Source organism: Proteus sp. CA142267 (assembly GCF_003336825.1).
Classification (GTDB): Bacteria; Pseudomonadota; Gammaproteobacteria; order Enterobacterales; family Enterobacteriaceae; genus Proteus; species Proteus terrae.
This window is the reverse complement of record NZ_QPMG01000006.1, coordinates 147820-164612: the sequence shown is the minus strand read 5'-3', so window position 1 is coordinate 164612 and position 16793 is coordinate 147820. Positions and strand designations below refer to the sequence as shown.

The following is a 16793-nucleotide window of genomic DNA, read 5'->3' as shown; positions in this document are numbered from 1 at the left end:
ATTGATTATGTCGAGTCTCATCACCATTGTGAGTCAAAGTCAGCGCTATGTTGTTGCCTTTCTGTTGGTTGTTTTGTCTTTATTTTTTGTGCAAATAGCACAAGCCGCTACTGTGACAGAAGTAAAAGCAGAAAACGGTATTTCAGCAACAACTCTCACATTCTCTTTTCGTGATGGGAAGCCTAGTTATCGATATTATTCATTAAAAAGTCCTGACCGTTTGGTGATGGATTTTAAACAGAACACAAAAATTACAGGATTACCTGCAACATTAGGCAATGGGCAGTTAGTTCATAAAATTCGCACAACGCAATCAAAAGATAGCCAATACCAAAGTATAGTACTGGAGCTTGCTCAGCCTGTTGTCGTAACTGAGAGTTTAATGAATGTAAGTGGTGGCTATAAGTTAGTGCTTACTATCAAAGCTATAAATAGTCGACAAAATAGCAATGCTCAATCGACAGTAAGTGTTGTTACGTTATCATCGACAGCAACCACAACTACATCAACTGCAAATACAAATAGGGAAATGGCGCCTTTAATGACCAAGCCGACAGCAGAAGTCACACCTGTTGTTCCTATTGTAAAGCCACGTAATACACCATCAAAACCACAAGCGGGCTCTCGCCAAATTATTATTGCGATAGACGCGGGTCATGGTGGGCAAGATCCGGGAGCAATTGGTCAGAAAGGTAATCGTGAAAAAGATGTAACGCTAAGTGTGGCAAGGAAGTTGGAAGCGCGCTTACGTAATGATCCTATGTTTAAACCTGTTCTAACACGTAGTGGCGATTATTTTATCTCAGTTGCTGGGCGCTCTGAAGTTGCCCGTAAGCAAAGCGCGAATATGTTAGTGTCTATTCATGCAGACTCAGCGCCAAATCGCAGCGCAAGAGGCGCTTCTGTGTGGGTGCTTTCTAATCGTCGTGCAAACAGTGAATTAGGTAAGTGGCTTGAACAAAGCGAGAAACAGTCTGAATTACTCGGTGGTGCCGGTGATGCATTGGATGGTGCTGATCCTTATTTAAGTCAAACAGTACTTGATTTGCAGTTTGGTAATTCGCAGCGAGTAGGTTATGACGTTGCTGTTGCTGTATTATCTGAACTAAGAAAAGTGGGTTCACTACATAAGAAAACACCAGAACATGCGAGCTTAGGTGTGTTACGTTCGCCTGATATCCCTTCAATTTTAGTTGAAACAGGCTTTATCAGCCACGCGTCAGAAGAGCAATTACTGATTTCTGATGCTTATCAAGAGAAACTCGCGGCATCTATTCATGCGGGTTTAAGAAATTATTTTCTGGCTCATCCTTTACAAAACGCGCCTAATTGATTGAGTAAAATGGAATAAAGGTAATGGCGATAAATTTATTACCTCCTCAGCTTGCAAACCAAATTGCTGCAGGGGAAGTTGTTGAAAGACCAGCCTCTGTCGTTAAAGAGTTGCTGGAAAATAGTTTAGACGCAGGCGCGACCTCAATTGATATTGATATCGATAAAGGTGGTGCCAAGCTTATTCGTATTCGTGATAATGGGTGTGGTATCAATCGTGATGATTTGAAGTTAGCACTTGCTCGCCATGCAACCAGCAAAATATCAAGTCTTGACGATCTCGAAGCCATAATGAGTATGGGTTTTCGTGGTGAAGCATTAGCGAGTATTAGCTCAGTTTCCCGTTTAACACTGACATCGCGTACTCAAGATCAAGAAGAAGCATGGCAAGCTTACGCTGAAGGCAGAGATATGGCGGTGACTGTTAAACCTGCCGCTCATCCTGTCGGAAGTACAGTTGAAGTGCTTGATCTCTTTTATAATACGCCAGCAAGACGTAAATTCTTACGTACTGAAAAAACAGAGTTTGCACATATTGATGAAGTGGTACGTCGCATTGCATTATCGCGTTTTGATATCTCTATAAATCTTACCCATAACGGTAAGCGTGTTCGGCAATACCGTGCAGTGAAAGATGAAAGTCAGCAAAATCGCCGTTTGAGTGCGATTTGTGGTAATAATTTTGTCAACCAATCAATGCATTTATCGTGGGAACATGGTGATTTAGCAATAAAAGGTTGGGTAGAACACCCTTTATCACCGGTGCAAAGTAGTGAAATTCAGTATTGCTATGTGAATGGACGAATGATGCGTGATAGGTTGATTAATCATGCTATTCGCCAAGCTTACGAAGGATATTTGCAAGGAGAGCAGCAACCTTCTTACATCTTGTACTTAAGTGTTGATCCTCACCAAGTCGATGTAAACGTGCATCCTGCGAAACATGAAGTTCGTTTTCATGAATCTCGTTTGGTTCATGATTTTATTTATCAAGGTGTGTTGAGTGTTTTACGGCAAGCAACTCAAGAGCCTTTATCACTGACTTCAGATGACGAAGAAGAACACGAAATAGCGTTAAATTTTCCTGAAAACCGTCAAGTTGCAGGTGAAAACGTATTTTCTCAGCCTTATCAAGCACCAGTGGCTCAAACTCCACCAAATATATCATCGCACCATTCCAGTGAACGAGAGCACAACAATCGTCCTCATCAAAAGCAAGCCTCTCAATCTGGAGGGCATCGTCAGTTTGGTGATAGCTACCAACGGACACAAGGTGCGCTTTATCAAAAAATGATGCAAGAAAGTGTATCCACATCAAAAGATAAAGAAAAAATACCACTATTTCCTGACCGTGCCCCATTGAATTTAGGTGAAATCGTTCATACAACTAATAATATTGAAGAAAATGTTATTTCGGTGATGCCTCGTTCCGTCAATGCGAAAGATGGACAAACTGATTATACTTTTGGGCGAGTGTTGGCAATTTATCAGAACAAATATGCGTTAATAGAATCTTCACAAGGTCTTGGGCTGTTATCATTGGAAGAAGCTGATTTTCTGTTAAAATGTGCGCAATTACTGCCTAAAGATGAAACATTGAAACCACAACCTTTGTTAGTGCCTTTAAAATTGGCATTGAGCAAAGAAGAAATTAGTGTATTCAATCAGTTTCAATCGCTAATTAGTCATTTCGGGATCGTTATCGAAATTTCTCACGGTAAAGCAACAATACATGCAGTGTCGTTACCTTTGCGACAGCAAAATTTACCTGTGTTGCTGACCGCATTATTAGCCTATTTGTCAGCAGAACAATCTTGTACCGAGCAACAACTTGGACAATGGTTTGCAAAACAATTAGGGGCAGAGCAGGCTCAATGGTCGCAAGCTCAAGCAGTAGGATTATTGGCTGATATTGAAAGACTCTGCCCTCAATATGTCAGACAGCCAGCAAAAAACTTATTACAATTAATTGATTTACAACCAGTGGTAGTGGCATTAAATAATGAGCGATGTGAACACGCAAATAAAACCTAAAGCAATTTTCCTAATGGGACCTACAGCGTCAGGTAAAACAGCATTAGCAATTGCACTGAGACAGAAACTGCCTGTAGATATTATTAGCGTGGATTCAGCTCTTATCTATCGTGGTATGGATATCGGTACAGCGAAGCCGGATGCGAATGAGCAATCGCTTGCTCCACATCGATTAATTGATATTCTAGATCCCGCATTTCCCTATTCCGCTGCGGATTTTCGACGTGATGCATTAAATGCAATGGAAGAAATTACTGCGGCTGGGCGAATTCCACTATTAGTGGGTGGGACTATGCTATATTTTAAAGCGTTACTTGAAGGTCTATCGCCTTTACCCAGTGCCAATTCGGATGTTCGTGCTGAAATAGAAAAAAAAGCAGCAGAGCAAGGGTGGGAGGCAATACATAAAGAGTTAGCATTGGTTGATCCCGTAGCAGCACAACGGATCCATCCTAATGATCCTCAACGACTTTCTCGTGCGCTAGAAGTTTACCTGATTTCAGGTAAGACAATGACAGAATTGACAAAAATATCAGGCGAGTCTTTGCCCTATGATGTTTATCAGTTTGCGATTGCTCCGAAAGATAGAAATGTTCTTCACCAACGCATTGAAGCCCGTTTTAAACAGATGTTAACGTGTGGATTTGAAGATGAAGTAAAATCATTATATGAACGGGGCGATCTGCATGAAGATCTACCTTCTGTACGTTGTGTCGGTTATCGCCAGATGTGGTCATATTTATCAGGCGAAATAGATTATGATGAGATGGTTTATCGAGGGATCTGCGCTACCCGGCAATTAGCGAAGCGACAAATCACCTGGTTAAGAGGTTGGAATGACATTCACTGGCTTGATAGTGAAGATCCAAAACAATCTCTTGACACTGTTTTGCAGGTAGTTAGTGCATAGATGGTAGGTTTGTGTAAAATTGATAGTTGCCAAAGCGCAATTTTTGAGTAGTTCATTTTTCGAACCAATTGGGTTCTAATATAAAACAACAAAATAAGGAAAACATAGAATGGCTAAGGGGCAATCTTTGCAAGATCCTTTCCTGAACGCATTACGTCGTGAAAGGGTTCCCGTTTCTATCTATTTGGTAAACGGCATTAAATTGCAGGGTCAGATCGAATCTTTTGACCAATTTGTTATTTTGCTGAAAAACACAGTAAGTCAGATGGTATACAAACATGCTATCTCTACCGTGGTACCTTCGCGTCCTGTTTCTCATCATAGCAACACAGGCACGAACCAAACTGGTACTGGCTACAATGGTGGCGCTGCTCAGCAGGATGATGTTGCAGAATAATAATCCAATATTATTCTTGATATAAGAAAAACATAGGTAGGGAGACTTTACCTATGTTTTTTCCTGTTTTTATAAAGTCCAAGAGGTTTCGCCTTTGTTTGATCGTTATGAAGGTGGCGAATTAGCCGTTTTAGTGCACGTCTTCTTTTCTCAAGAAAAGAACGTTGATGATTTGCAAGAATTTGAATCTTTGGTGACATCTGCGGGTGTTAAACCCGTTCAGATTATTACAGGAAATCGCAAAGCGCCTCATCCTAAATATTATGTGGGTGAAGGTAAGGCAGAAGAAATTGCCGAAGCTGTAAAAGCAAGTGGTGCAGATGTCGTTTTATTCAACCATGCACTAACACCTGCACAAGAACGAAATCTGGAAAGACTTTGTGAATGCCGTGTGGTTGATCGCACGGGAGTTATCCTTGATATTTTTGCTCAAAGAGCAAGAACCCATGAAGGAAAGCTACAGGTAGAACTCGCCCAGTTACGTCACTTATCAACTCGTTTAGTCAGAGGGTGGACTCACCTTGAAAGACAAAAAGGGGGGATTGGGTTACGAGGACCAGGTGAAACTCAGCTAGAAACAGACCGCCGCTTACTCCGAGGTAAAATTAGTCAAATTCTAATGCGATTGGGTAGGGTTGAGCGTCAGCGCGAACAAGGACGGCAAGCGCGGAGTAAAGCTGATATTCCAACATTATCCCTTGTTGGTTACACAAATGCAGGGAAATCGAGTTTGTTTAATCATATTACCTGTTCTGATGTGTATGCAGCAGATCAGCTCTTTGCAACACTAGATCCGACATTAAGACGTATTCAGGTCGATGATGTGGGAACCGTTGTATTAGCCGATACGGTTGGATTTATTCGACATTTACCTCATGATCTTGTTGCTGCTTTTAAAGCCACTTTGCAAGAAACACGAGAAGCTACCTTACTTCTTCATGTGATTGATGCAGCAGATAGCCGTTTTGAGGAAAATATTCATGCAGTTGAAAGTGTATTAGAAGAGATTGATGCTCAAGAAATACCAACACTGCATGTTATGAACAAAATTGATCTTCTTGAAGACTTCACTCCAAGAATTGATCGAAATGAAGAAAACTTACCCATTAGGGTTTGGGTTTCTGCACAAACAGGCGAAGGTATTCCTCTGTTGTATCAGGCGTTGACAGAACGTCTTTCAGGTGAGATCGCACACTTTGAATTACGTTTACCGCCAGAAAATACAGGGCGCTTACGTAGTCGTTTTTATCAATTACAGTCAATAGAACGTGAATGGATTGAAAAAGACGGTAAAGTTGGGCTAATCATACGTATGCCTATGGTAGACTGGCGCCGCCTTTGCAAGCAGGAACCAAATTTATTGGATTACGTGGTCTGATATTCGGCCATAATAATGAACATTAACTGAGAGCTGGCGACGAAATCGGCTCTTAAGCCTGATAAATCTAATCATAATAATGGAGCTAGAACATGGCGTGGAATCAGCCCGGTAACAACGGACAAGACCGCGACCCGTGGGGTAACCGAAACAGCGGCAATAATAATGGCGATGGCAACGGTAACTCCAACGGCAATCAAGGAGGTCGGAATCGTGGAGCATCAGATCTCGATGATATGTTCCGTAAACTGAGTGAAAAGCTTGGTGGTTTCGGCGGTAAAAAAGGTGGGAACTCCTCTTCTGGGCAAAATGGCGGTCCTCGTAGCAATGCTGGAAATCTTTTGATTTCTCTTGCATTAGGTGCGGTTGTCGTGGTTTGGGCTGCAAGTGGTTTTTATACCATCAAAGAGGCAGAACAAGGCGTTGTGACTCGTTTTGGTAAATTTTATCAAATCGTTGAACCTGGTCTGAACTGGAAACCGACTTTCATTGATGAAGTTCAGCCTGTTAACGTAAAAACTATCCGTGATTTAACCACGGGTGGCATGATGTTAACGTCAGATGAAAACATGGTTCAAGTTGAGATAAACGTGCAGTATGTTGTCTCTGATCCAGAAACATTCCTATTTAACCTGACAACACCAATTAACAGCTTAGGTCAGGCAACTGACAGCGCAGTACGTGGCGTTATTGGTCGTTCAGAAATGGAAAAAATTCTGACTTCTAACCGTTCAGAAATTCGTGACCAAACACGTCAAGAATTAGAAGAGACTATCCGCCCTTATAACATGGGTATCTCGATTGTGGACGTCAACTTCCAAGTGGCTCGCCCACCAGAAGCGGTAAAAGCGGCATTCGATGACGTAATTGCTGCTCGTGAAGAAGAACAAAAAACAATTCGTCAAGCTGAAGCTTATAAAAACGAAGTGTTACCGTTAGCAAAAGGTAACGCGCAACGTATGATTGAAGAAGCAACCGCTTATAAAACCAGTGTGGTGATGAAAGCAGAAGGTGAGGTAGCTAGCTTTGCTAAAATCTTACCTGAATATCGTGCTGCTCCTGAAATTACTCGCGAGCGTCTTTACATTGAAACGATGGAAAAAGTGTTATCAAAAACACGTAAAGTCATCGCTAATGATAAAGGCAATAGCATGTTAGTGCTGCCTTTAGAGCAAATGTTACGTCAGCAATCTCAATCTGCACCATCAAATACATTTGAGGCACCTGCTCGTATCAACACACCCGCTCCAACTGTAAATCCAGCACCGGCACAAAAACCAGCAACAACGACTTATGGTAATGGTGGATATGGTAGTAATAATGGCGGTTATGGTCAGCCTTATGGCAATAATCAAGGAGGACAATAATCATGCGTAAAGTTATCGCTGTTGTTGCAGTTATTATTTTAGCGTTGTTGTACTCCTCTGTATTTGTCGTTCAACAATATGAGCGTGGTATCATTTTACGCTTTGCGAAAGTTGTGCGTGATGCTGAAAATAAACCTGTTGTTTATGAACCAGGTCTTCATTTTAAAATTCCATTCATTGAGAATGTGAAAAAACTGGATGCGCGTATTCAAACTATGAATATCCAGCAAGACCGTTTCTTATCAGGTGAGAACAAAGACTTATTAGTCGATTCTTATCTAAAATGGCGTATCAGTGATTTCAGTACTTACTATCTGGCAACAGGTGGTGGTAATACAACGCAAGCTGAAACTTTACTGCGTCGTAAATTCAGTGACCGTTTACGTTCTGAGATTGGTCGTATGAGTGTAAACCAAATTATTACGGATTCTCGTGGTCGTTTAACCATTGATGTTCGTAATGCACTGAATGAAGGTACTCCTTCTCGTGATTCAAGCGCTGCTGATGATGCAATTGCGATTGCAGCTAAAAAAGTGGCTGAAGAAACTAAAGGCCAAGCTCCAGCTATCAATATGAACAGTATGGCGGCTTTAGGTATTGAAGTGATTGACGTTCGAATCAAACAAATCAACTTACCTATGGAAGTTTCTGAAGCGATTTACCAGCGTATGCGTGCAGAGCGTGAGGCCGTTGCTCGTCGTCACCGTTCACAAGGTCAAGAGCAAGCGGTGAAAATTCGTGCAGCTGCTGATAAGACTGTAACAGAGACACTGGCTGAGTCTGAGCGTGAATCATTACGTCTTCGCGGTGAAGGTGATGCACAAGCAACTAAACTATTTGCTGATGCATTCAACCAAGATCCAGACTTCTATGCCTTCATTCGTAGCTTACGTGCTTATGAGAAGAGCTTTAACCAAGACGGCAATGACGTCATGGTGTTAAGCCCTGATAGCGACTTCTTACGCTATATGAAAGCACCAACAAAAGCGCGAGCGATTGAAGAGTAATTTCTAAACGCGTTAAACCGTTTGAGTAAATAATAAAATCCTCCACCCTTAAAAAGTGGGGGATTTTTTTGATATCAATAAGATAAAGATAGCAATCAAGCTAAGAAATAAATAATTGTGCATAAAAAGATGAAAATTTACGCTTAATGGTTTCCAAAATGGTTTTAGCTGGGATAGTATAAAGTGAAAATTGCATTTCAAGATAAACCTTCGGCAATTCCGAAGCGTCTTCTTCGCCGTTTTCACTTTTATGTCACTCTGCTTCCTGTTTTTGCGATCAAAACTATTGATAAAAGTCACAACATGTTTATGATGCGGATTTTTCGGGCAAAAATATTGACAATGGCAAGATAATCTATTGCTTAAAAGCGGGGATGACATAATTAGATAAAATCTACTGTAACTCTTGAATTGAGATGGTAGAATCCTTTTTTAAGCAACCGAGTGTATTTTGAAATGAGTAATAACGTTGTCGTATTGGGCACCCAGTGGGGTGACGAAGGCAAAGGCAAGATAGTCGATTTGCTGACAGAACGCGCTAAATATGTTGTTCGCTACCAAGGTGGCCATAACGCGGGTCACACTCTAGTCATCGACGGTGAAAAAACCGTTCTTCATTTAATCCCATCAGGCATTCTCCGTGAAAATGTTGTTAGCATCATAGCAAACGGTGTCGTTTTATCACCGGAAGCACTGATGAAGGAAATGACCCAACTTGAAGATCGTGGTATTCCTGTTCGTTCTCGTTTACTTCTGTCTGAAGCTTGCCCATTAATCCTTCCTTATCACATCGCATTAGACAATGCGCGTGAGAAAGCTCGTGGCGAAAAAGCTATCGGTACAACAGGCCGTGGTATCGGTCCTGCTTACGAAGATAAAGTTGCTCGTCGCGGTTTACGTGTTGGCGATCTGTTTGATAAAAAAGCGTTTGCACAAAAACTCAAAGAAATCATCGAATACCATAACTTCCAACTGGTGAACTACTACAAAGTTGAACCTGTTGATTACCAAAAAACCTTAGACGATATCATGGCAATCGCTGATATTCTGACTGGTATGGTTGTTGATGTTTCTGACTTACTGTACAAAGCAACACAAAACGGTGAGTTAGTGATGTTTGAAGGTGCACAAGGTACTTTATTAGACATCGACCACGGTACTTATCCGTATGTAACCTCTTCAAACACAACCGCTGGTGGTGTGGCAACAGGTTCAGGTTTAGGCCCTCGCTATGTTGGTTACGTGTTAGGGATCATCAAAGCTTATTCTACTCGCGTAGGTGCAGGTCCATTCCCAACTGAATTGTTTGATGAAGTGGGTGACTTCTTACGTGAGAAAGGCCAAGAATTTGGTGCAACTACAGGCCGTAGTCGTCGTACTGGCTGGTTAGATATCATCGCTATTCGTCGCGCTGTTCAAATCAACTCACTGTCTGGTTTCTGCATGACTAAACTGGATGTGTTAGATGGTCTGAAAGAAGTGAAACTGTGTGTAGGCTATCGCTTACCAAACGGTGAAGTGATTGATACAACACCTTTAGCTGCTGATGATTGGGAAGGTATCGAGCCTATCTATGAATCAATGCCAGGCTGGAACGAAACGACGTTTGGTGTGAAAGATCACGCTCAACTGCCACAAGCAGCGCTGAACTACATCAAGCGCGTAGAAGAGTTAACAGGTGTTCCTGTTGATATCGTTTCTACAGGCCCAGACCGTTCAGAAACCATCATTCTCCGTCATCCATTTGATGCATAATCTGCATTAAATTGGTTTGATGTGAAAATCGTCCCTGAAAATGACAGGGGCGATTTTTTCGTATCTGTTTGTTGGTTAAATTGAGATAAAAATACGTGTTACACATACAAGATAAGACAGCTTTACACTCGGTTTTGCTTCTGTTTTATCGGTAACGCGTAAAAAACAATAAGACAATGTTATTGTTGTAGAGTCAGAAATAGAAAAGCGATCTGTTGAAAATCGACAGTATCGCTTTTTCTTTGCCTGCGATGTCGCTATTATTTTGCTAATAGTCAAGTGAGATATGGAAATAACCCACTTTTGAGCATATCTTTGCTAAATGTCCAAAAATTAAACATAATATTGCTTAATAAAATGATATTCTCATTAATAATTACTTATCCCTTAACGACTTTAATAGGGAAAACCACTTTTCAGAGGTCATTGTGCAATTAACCAGTTTTACAGATTATGGATTGCGGGCATTGATATATATGGCTTCATTGCCAGAAGGCAAGATGACAAGTATCACTGAAGTGACACAAGTCTATGGCGTCTCACGTAACCATATGGTGAAAATTATTAATCAACTTAGCCATTTAGGTTTTGTTGAGGCTATTCGCGGTAAAAATGGAGGGATCCGTTTAGGCAAGCCTGCAACAGATATCATTGTGGGTGAGGTTGTTCGTGCTTTAGAGCCACTTTCATTAGTAAACTGTAGTGCTGAGTTTTGCCACATTACCCCAGCTTGTCGACTAAAACTGGTGTTGAATCAGGCAATCGAGCAGTTTTTGAAAGAGTTAGACCGTCACACACTCGCAGAGCTAGTTGAGAATAATAGCTCCTTATATAAATTGTTATTAGAAGATGTTTGAGTCTACTATTTCATCAAATCTGATAGCTTGGAGGTCATAATGTCAAAAGATCCTTTTCAGGATAGAGAAGCAGAAAAATACGCCTCTCCAATTGCTAGTCGCGAATATATTTTAGAAGAAATGAAAAAACGCACGGCACCAATGAGCCGTGACGATTTAGCACAGGCGTTAAAAATTTCAGGTGAAGAAGACTTAGAAGCGTTACGTCGCCGTTTAAGGGCGATGGAGCGTGATGGTCAATTAGTTTTTACCCGTCGCCAGTGCTATGCATTACCTGAACGTCTTGATTTATGGAAAGGTAAGGTAATCGGTCACCGCGATGGTTATGGTTTTTTACGTGCAGAAGGTCAAAAAGATGACCTTTATCTTTCACAAGATGAAATGAAAAAAACCATGCATGGCGATGTTATCCTTGCCCAACCTTTAGGTATGGATAGAAAAGGTCGCCGTGAAGGTCGTGTTGTTCGTGTTATTGAACCAAGAAATAACCAAATTGTAGGTCGTTATTTTATTGAGTCAGGTATGGGATTTGTTGTACCTGATGATAGTCGTTTAAGCTTTGATATTCTTATCCCTAAAGAGGATATCATGGGCGCGCGTATGGGAAATGTGGTGGTGGTTGAGATCACGACAAGACCAACTCGACGCACGCAAGCAGTAGGTCGTATTGTTGAGATCTTAGGTGAAACCATGGGAACAGGTATTGCGGTAGAAATCGCATTACGTACTCATGAGATCCCGTATACATGGCCTGCAAAAGTGACAAAAGAAGTTGCTGATTTAAAAGAGGAAGTGCCTGAATCAGCTAAAGAAGGGCGAGTTGATTTACGTGGCTTACCTTTAATTACTATTGACGGTGAAGATGCGCGAGACTTTGATGACGCCGTTTATTGTCAACGTAAAAAAGGTGGTGGTTGGCGTTTATGGGTTGCGATTGCAGATGTTAGTTATTATGTGCGTCCACAAACCGCGTTAGATACAGAAGCACGTAGCCGAGGAAATTCTGTTTATTTCCCTTCTCAAGTAGTGCCAATGTTACCAGAAGTTCTGTCTAATGGCTTGTGCTCATTAAACCCACAAGTTGACCGTTTATGTATGGTCTGTGAGATGACCGTTTCTGAGCAAGGGCGTCTTTCCTCTTACAAATTCTATGAAGCGGTGATGAGTTCTCATGCTCGAATGACCTACACCAAAGTGTGGAAAATCATTCAAGGTGATGAAGAACTGCGTGAGCACTATAAGCCCATCGTTAAAGATATTGAGCATCTGTATGAGCTATACCAAGTATTAGATAAAGCGCGCGAACAGCGCGGTGCAATTGGTTTTGAATCAGAAGAAGCGAAATTTATCTTTAATGCCGAGCGTCGCATTGAGCGTATCGAGCCCGTTGTTCGTAATGATGCACACAAATTGATTGAAGAGTGCATGATCCTTGCTAATATCGCAGCCGCTCGTTTTGTTGAGAAAAACGAAGAACCTGCACTTTACCGTATTCATGATAAACCAAAAGAAGATAGCGTCTTGAATCTACGCTCTGTCTTTAATGAATTAGGTTTAACGCTGCCTGGCGGATTAACACCAGAGCCAGCAGATTATGCACGTGTCATGAAAGAGGTTGAAGACAGACCTGATCGTGAAATGTTACAAACCATGATTTTGCGCTCAATGAAACAGGCAATTTATGATCCTGAAAATCGTGGGCACTTTGGTTTAGCATTAAAATCTTATGCGCACTTTACCTCGCCAATTCGTCGTTACCCTGATTTAGCCTTGCACCGAGCAATTAAATATCAAATTGCCAAACAAGAGGGTCATGGCTCACAACGTTGGACCCCAACGGGTGGCTACCATAGTGATATGGACACCATGTTGCAATTAGGCGAGCACTGTTCTTTAACTGAGCGCCGTGCTGATGAAGCAACACGAGATGTTGCTGATTGGCTAAAATGTGACTTTATGCTGGATCAAATTGGTCAACAATTTACCGGTATTATCACCAGCGTAACGGGCTTTGGTTTCTTTGTTCGTTTAAATGATCTGTTTATTGATGGTCTGGTGCATGTTTCTACATTAAATAATGATTATTATCAGTATGATAATGTAGGGCAACGCTTAATTGGTGAGTCTTCAGGACAAGTCTATCGCCTTGGTGACGAAGTAGAAGTGAAAGTTGAAGCAGTGAGTATGGATGAACGTACTATCGACTTCTCTTTAATTTCAACAACACGCACCGCGCGTAATCCGGGTAAAACAGCCCGTGTTCGTGGTTTAAAAGGTGAAAAAGACAAGAAAAACGCAAGTTCTAGTAAGTCTCGCCGTCGTGATGCAAGCAAAGATAAAAACTTTGAGCCAGATAGTGCCTTTAAAAAAGATAAATCATCAGGTCGAGGTAGTGCGAGCAAAGACAAAGCTGTAAAAGACCAAGTTGCGAAAGATAAAGCAAGTAGCAAACGTAAGAAAGCATCATCACAAACCAAAAAGATAGAGGCAAAACTTAAAGCTAAACGCGCAGCCAAACGCGATAACGCATAACGTTTTATTCTTCTTATTTTTTTAAAAGGCGGAGACTCCGCCTTTTATCTGTTTTGTGCCTTTTATTTTTTAATGAGTAAGCACCGCTATGAGCGAAGAAATTATTTATGGTATTCACGCAGTAACCGCATTACTTGAGCGTGATCCTGCACGTTTTAAAGAAGTTTATGTATTAAAAGGGCGTGAAGATCGCCGTTTAACACCGGTTATTCATGAATTAGAAGCACAAGGCATTCTGGTTCAAGTCGCTAATCGTCAATGGTTAGATAGCCAAACTGAAGGTGCTGTTCACCAAGGTATTATTGCTAAAGTAAAACCAGGTCGTCAGTATCAAGAACAAGATTTACCAGACTTATTAGCTAAAGTCGGTACACCTTTCTTATTAGTACTCGATGGCGTGACTGATCCTCATAATTTAGGGGCTTGTTTACGTAGCGCAGATGCAGCCGGTGTGCATGCTGTTATCGTTCCGAAAGATCGCTCTGCACAATTAAATGCAACAGCCAAAAAAGTGGCTTGTGGTGCAGCAGAGAGTGTTCCTTTAATTAAAGTGACTAATCTTGCTCGTACACTACGTTTCCTGCAAGAAGAGAACATTTGGATTGTTGGCACAGCAGGCGAAGCAGACCACACTTTATATCAAAGCAAACTCACAGGCCCAATGGCATTAGTGATGGGCGCTGAAGGTGAAGGCATGCGTCGCTTAACGCGAGAGCATTGTGATGAGCTGATTAGTATCCCGATGGCGGGTACCGTCTCATCACTTAATGTTTCTGTAGCAACTGGCGTTTGCTTATTTGAAGCGATGCGCCAGCGTATTATTGTGAAATAATCGCTTAGTTTATTTTATTATCTATACTCCCTTGAGTTTTATTGGCCGCGGGGGTATAGTTACGCGTCAATTTTTTCAGTCACAACTTAAACAAGTTCCTTGCCTCCATGGGTGGTGACTGACCCTGACAGGAGGCTGATAAATCCGTAAGGAGCAATATCAAATGCGTCATTACGAAATCGTTTTTATGGTTCATCCTGACCAGAGCGAACAAGTTCCGGGCATGATCGAGCGTTATAAAACCGCTATCACTAATGCAAATGGTCAGATCCACCGTCTAGAAGACTGGGGTCGTCGTCAATTAGCTTATCCAATCAACAAACTGCACAAAGCACACTACGTTCTGATGAACGTTGAAGCTCCGCAAGAAGTGATTGATGAACTGGAAACTACTTTCCGTTTCAACGATGCCGTTCTCCGCAACATGATTATGCGTACTAAACACGCAGTAACTGAAGCTTCTCCAATGGTTAAAGCAAAAGACGAACGCCGTCGTGATATCGCTGATGACCTAGATGATGAAGATGAAGTTGATGATGTAGCAGAGGATTCTGAAGAGTAATTAGTGCTGTGACGGCTAATAATCATTTGGTGCTAACTGGCACGGTGTGCAAAGCATTAATTCGAAAAGTTAGCCCCGCTGGTATCCCGCACTGTCAATTTGTTATTGAACATCGTTCAATACAAGAAGAGGCGGGATTAAAAAGACAATCATGGTGCCGAATGCCCATTATTGCTAGCGGGAAAGCGTTACAAGCAGTTACTCACAGTATAACGGTCGGCAACCAAATCACCGTTTCTGGATTCATTAGTAGCCACCAGGCGCGAAATGGGTTGTTTAAATTGGTGCTTCATGCCGAGCAGATTGAATTGATAGATTCTGGAGACTAGCCATATGGCACGTTATTTCCGTCGTCGTAAGTTCTGCCGTTTCACAGCAGAAGGCGTACAAGAGATCGATTATAAAGATATCGCTACGCTGAAAAACTATATCACTGAAAGTGGTAAAATTGTACCAAGTCGTATCACCGGTACTCGTGCAAAATACCAGCGTCAGCTGGCTCGTGCTATCAAGCGCGCACGCTACCTGTCTTTATTACCTTATACTGATCGTCATCAGTAATAGGTATATAGTCCATTAATGACTTGTAGAGGATAAGGTAATGCAAATTATTCTGCTTGATAAAGTAGCGAATCTGGGTAGCCTGGGTGATCAGGTTAACGTAAAATCGGGCTATGCTCGTAACTATTTAATCCCACAGGGTAAAGCTGTTTCTGCGACTAAGAAAAACATCGAGTTTTTCGAAGCGCGTCGTGCTGAGTTAGAAGCTAAATTAGCTGAAACTTTAGCAGCAGCTGAAGCTCGTGCAGCGAAGATCAATGCACTGGGTTCTGTCACTATCAGCTCTAAAGCGGGTGACGAAGGTAAACTGTTTGGTTCAATCGGTACTCGTGACATCGCTGATGCAGTAACTGCTGCTGGCGTTGAAATGTGTAAGAGCGAAGTTCGCCTGCCAAATGGTGTTCTGCGTACTACTGGTGACCACGAAGTTCACTTCCAAGTTCACAGTGACGTATTCGCTGAACTGAATGTTATCATCGTTGCTGAATAATCTCTGATTAAACAGTTAATGTTGATAAAGAAAAACGCCAGCTAAGCTGGCGTTTTTTTTGGGATAAATTAAATCTCTTCTTACTATGGTGTACGGTAATAACTTCCATCACTCAAACGAGTGTAAGTGATAACAGTACCGGCGCTATTTGTCACTTCTAGCATACTGACATCACCTTGTGGGTTACGCTGTAAACGAATAGCTTGCCCTGTGCGTAATTGGCTTAATGATTTCTGTTGATCTTCTGATTTCGCCATAGAGAATGCATCATTGACAGGAAGTTGATTGTCTCTAAACAGTTGGGCTAAGGTTTGCCCCTCTTTAATGGTATAAGTTTGCCATGTTTGCGCTGGTGTTGTTTGAGCAACATTTCCCTCTGGATCATTTGCCGTTGGATCCTCTATTGATGGAGAAGTTGCGGGATCGGCATTTAAGCTATCTTGCGCTTGAGGGATCGAGGTTTGATAAATTGGATCACTTGTTGATACTGATGGTGAAATAGGCACAGGAAGATCATGCGTCGATGATGACGGTTGAGGTGGTTCACCATTATTTTCACTTGTTGGCCAAAAAAATATGACCAATAAAACAATAGCAATAACCAGTATTGCCCGACGATGTAAGCCAGGGAATTTGCCCATATTCACCTCATTATTGATCTGTGAATCAGTATTATGAATTGCTGTAACATCTTTTTTATTCCTTGTAGCCATACTAGCACGAACCATGATCCTAACCTGCTCCCTGAATTCTTTTCAGAATTATCTATTCGCTCTAAC

At 41.7% G+C, this 16793-nt stretch carries 16 protein-coding genes; 15 read left to right on the top strand and 1 reads right to left on the bottom strand.

All coding sequences use genetic code 11. The annotated features are described in order from the left end of the window. Positions 1–7: 7 nt before the first annotated feature. The 15 genes from C0T34_RS11875 to rplI all read left to right on the top strand — a co-directional run bounded on the left by C0T34_RS11875 (position 8) and on the right by rplI (position 16014). Positions 8–1333 carry an N-acetylmuramoyl-L-alanine amidase gene (locus C0T34_RS11875; RefSeq protein ID WP_109850209.1) on the top strand — a complete coding sequence of 442 codons (1326 nt, stop codon included), beginning with the start codon at positions 8–10 and terminating at the stop codon, positions 1331–1333. A gap of 23 nt (positions 1334–1356) precedes the next feature. After that, the gene (gene mutL / locus C0T34_RS11870; RefSeq protein ID WP_109850208.1) at positions 1357–3366 is read left to right on the top strand and encodes a DNA mismatch repair endonuclease MutL; all 2010 of its coding nucleotides are present in this window, start codon (positions 1357–1359) and stop codon (positions 3364–3366) included. Next, complete coding sequence (gene miaA / locus C0T34_RS11865; protein WP_069369879.1) at positions 3335–4276, top strand: tRNA (adenosine(37)-N6)-dimethylallyltransferase MiaA; 942 nt, start codon at positions 3335–3337, stop codon at positions 4274–4276. The genes mutL and miaA overlap by 32 nt, the downstream gene beginning before the upstream one ends. A 109-nt stretch (positions 4277–4385) precedes the next feature. Beyond that, positions 4386–4673: an RNA chaperone Hfq gene (gene hfq, locus C0T34_RS11860; protein ID WP_075672788.1), complete on the top strand. Its 288-nt coding sequence runs from the start codon at positions 4386–4388 to the stop codon at positions 4671–4673. A 94-nt stretch (positions 4674–4767) separates the two neighbouring features. Further along, positions 4768–6051: a ribosome rescue GTPase HflX gene (gene hflX / locus C0T34_RS11855; protein ID WP_098941375.1), complete on the top strand. Its 1284-nt coding sequence runs from the start codon at positions 4768–4770 to the stop codon at positions 6049–6051. Positions 6052–6143: 92 nt separating this feature from the next. Then, complete coding sequence (gene hflK, locus C0T34_RS11850) at positions 6144–7418, top strand: FtsH protease activity modulator HflK (protein ID WP_109401981.1); 1275 nt, start codon at positions 6144–6146, stop codon at positions 7416–7418. A gap of 2 nt (positions 7419–7420) precedes the next feature. Beyond that, on the top strand, positions 7421–8425 hold the full coding sequence (gene hflC, locus C0T34_RS11845) for a protease modulator HflC (protein ID WP_075672791.1): 1005 nt from the start codon (positions 7421–7423) through the stop codon (positions 8423–8425). A 456-nt stretch (positions 8426–8881) separates the two neighbouring features. After that, complete coding sequence (locus tag C0T34_RS11840) at positions 8882–10180, top strand: adenylosuccinate synthase (protein ID WP_072069601.1); 1299 nt, start codon at positions 8882–8884, stop codon at positions 10178–10180. A gap of 428 nt (positions 10181–10608) precedes the next feature. Further along, entirely contained in the window at positions 10609–11037 is a 429-nt protein-coding gene (gene nsrR / locus C0T34_RS11835; RefSeq protein WP_036914714.1) for a nitric oxide-sensing transcriptional repressor NsrR, read from the top strand. A gap of 39 nt (positions 11038–11076) precedes the next feature. Continuing rightward, positions 11077–13569 (top strand): ribonuclease R, encoded by a 2493-nt coding sequence (gene rnr, locus C0T34_RS11830; RefSeq protein WP_109850207.1) that lies wholly within the window; start codon positions 11077–11079, stop codon positions 13567–13569. A 100-nt stretch (positions 13570–13669) separates the two neighbouring features. Continuing rightward, the gene (rlmB, locus tag C0T34_RS11825) at positions 13670–14401 is read left to right on the top strand and encodes a 23S rRNA (guanosine(2251)-2'-O)-methyltransferase RlmB (RefSeq protein ID WP_162556828.1); all 732 of its coding nucleotides are present in this window, start codon (positions 13670–13672) and stop codon (positions 14399–14401) included. 163 nt (positions 14402–14564) lie between these two features. Further along, the gene (rpsF, locus tag C0T34_RS11820) at positions 14565–14963 is read left to right on the top strand and encodes a 30S ribosomal protein S6 (protein WP_023583607.1); all 399 of its coding nucleotides are present in this window, start codon (positions 14565–14567) and stop codon (positions 14961–14963) included. Between the two features lie 8 nt (positions 14964–14971). Then, positions 14972–15292: a primosomal replication protein N gene (gene priB / locus C0T34_RS11815; RefSeq protein ID WP_098941371.1), complete on the top strand. Its 321-nt coding sequence runs from the start codon at positions 14972–14974 to the stop codon at positions 15290–15292. Between the two features lie 4 nt (positions 15293–15296). Next, entirely contained in the window at positions 15297–15524 is a 228-nt protein-coding gene (gene rpsR / locus C0T34_RS11810) for a 30S ribosomal protein S18 (protein ID WP_000135199.1), read from the top strand. 40 nt (positions 15525–15564) lie between these two features. Further along, positions 15565–16014 (top strand): 50S ribosomal protein L9, encoded by a 450-nt coding sequence (rplI, locus tag C0T34_RS11805; protein ID WP_023583606.1) that lies wholly within the window; start codon positions 15565–15567, stop codon positions 16012–16014. An 83-nt stretch (positions 16015–16097) separates the two neighbouring features. Here the strand turns inward: rplI and C0T34_RS11800 are convergent, their stop codons facing one another. Continuing rightward, the gene (locus C0T34_RS11800; protein ID WP_239450330.1) at positions 16098–16727 is read right to left on the bottom strand and encodes a LysM-like peptidoglycan-binding domain-containing protein; all 630 of its coding nucleotides are present in this window, start codon (positions 16725–16727) and stop codon (positions 16098–16100) included. Positions 16728–16793 lie beyond the last annotated feature (66 nt).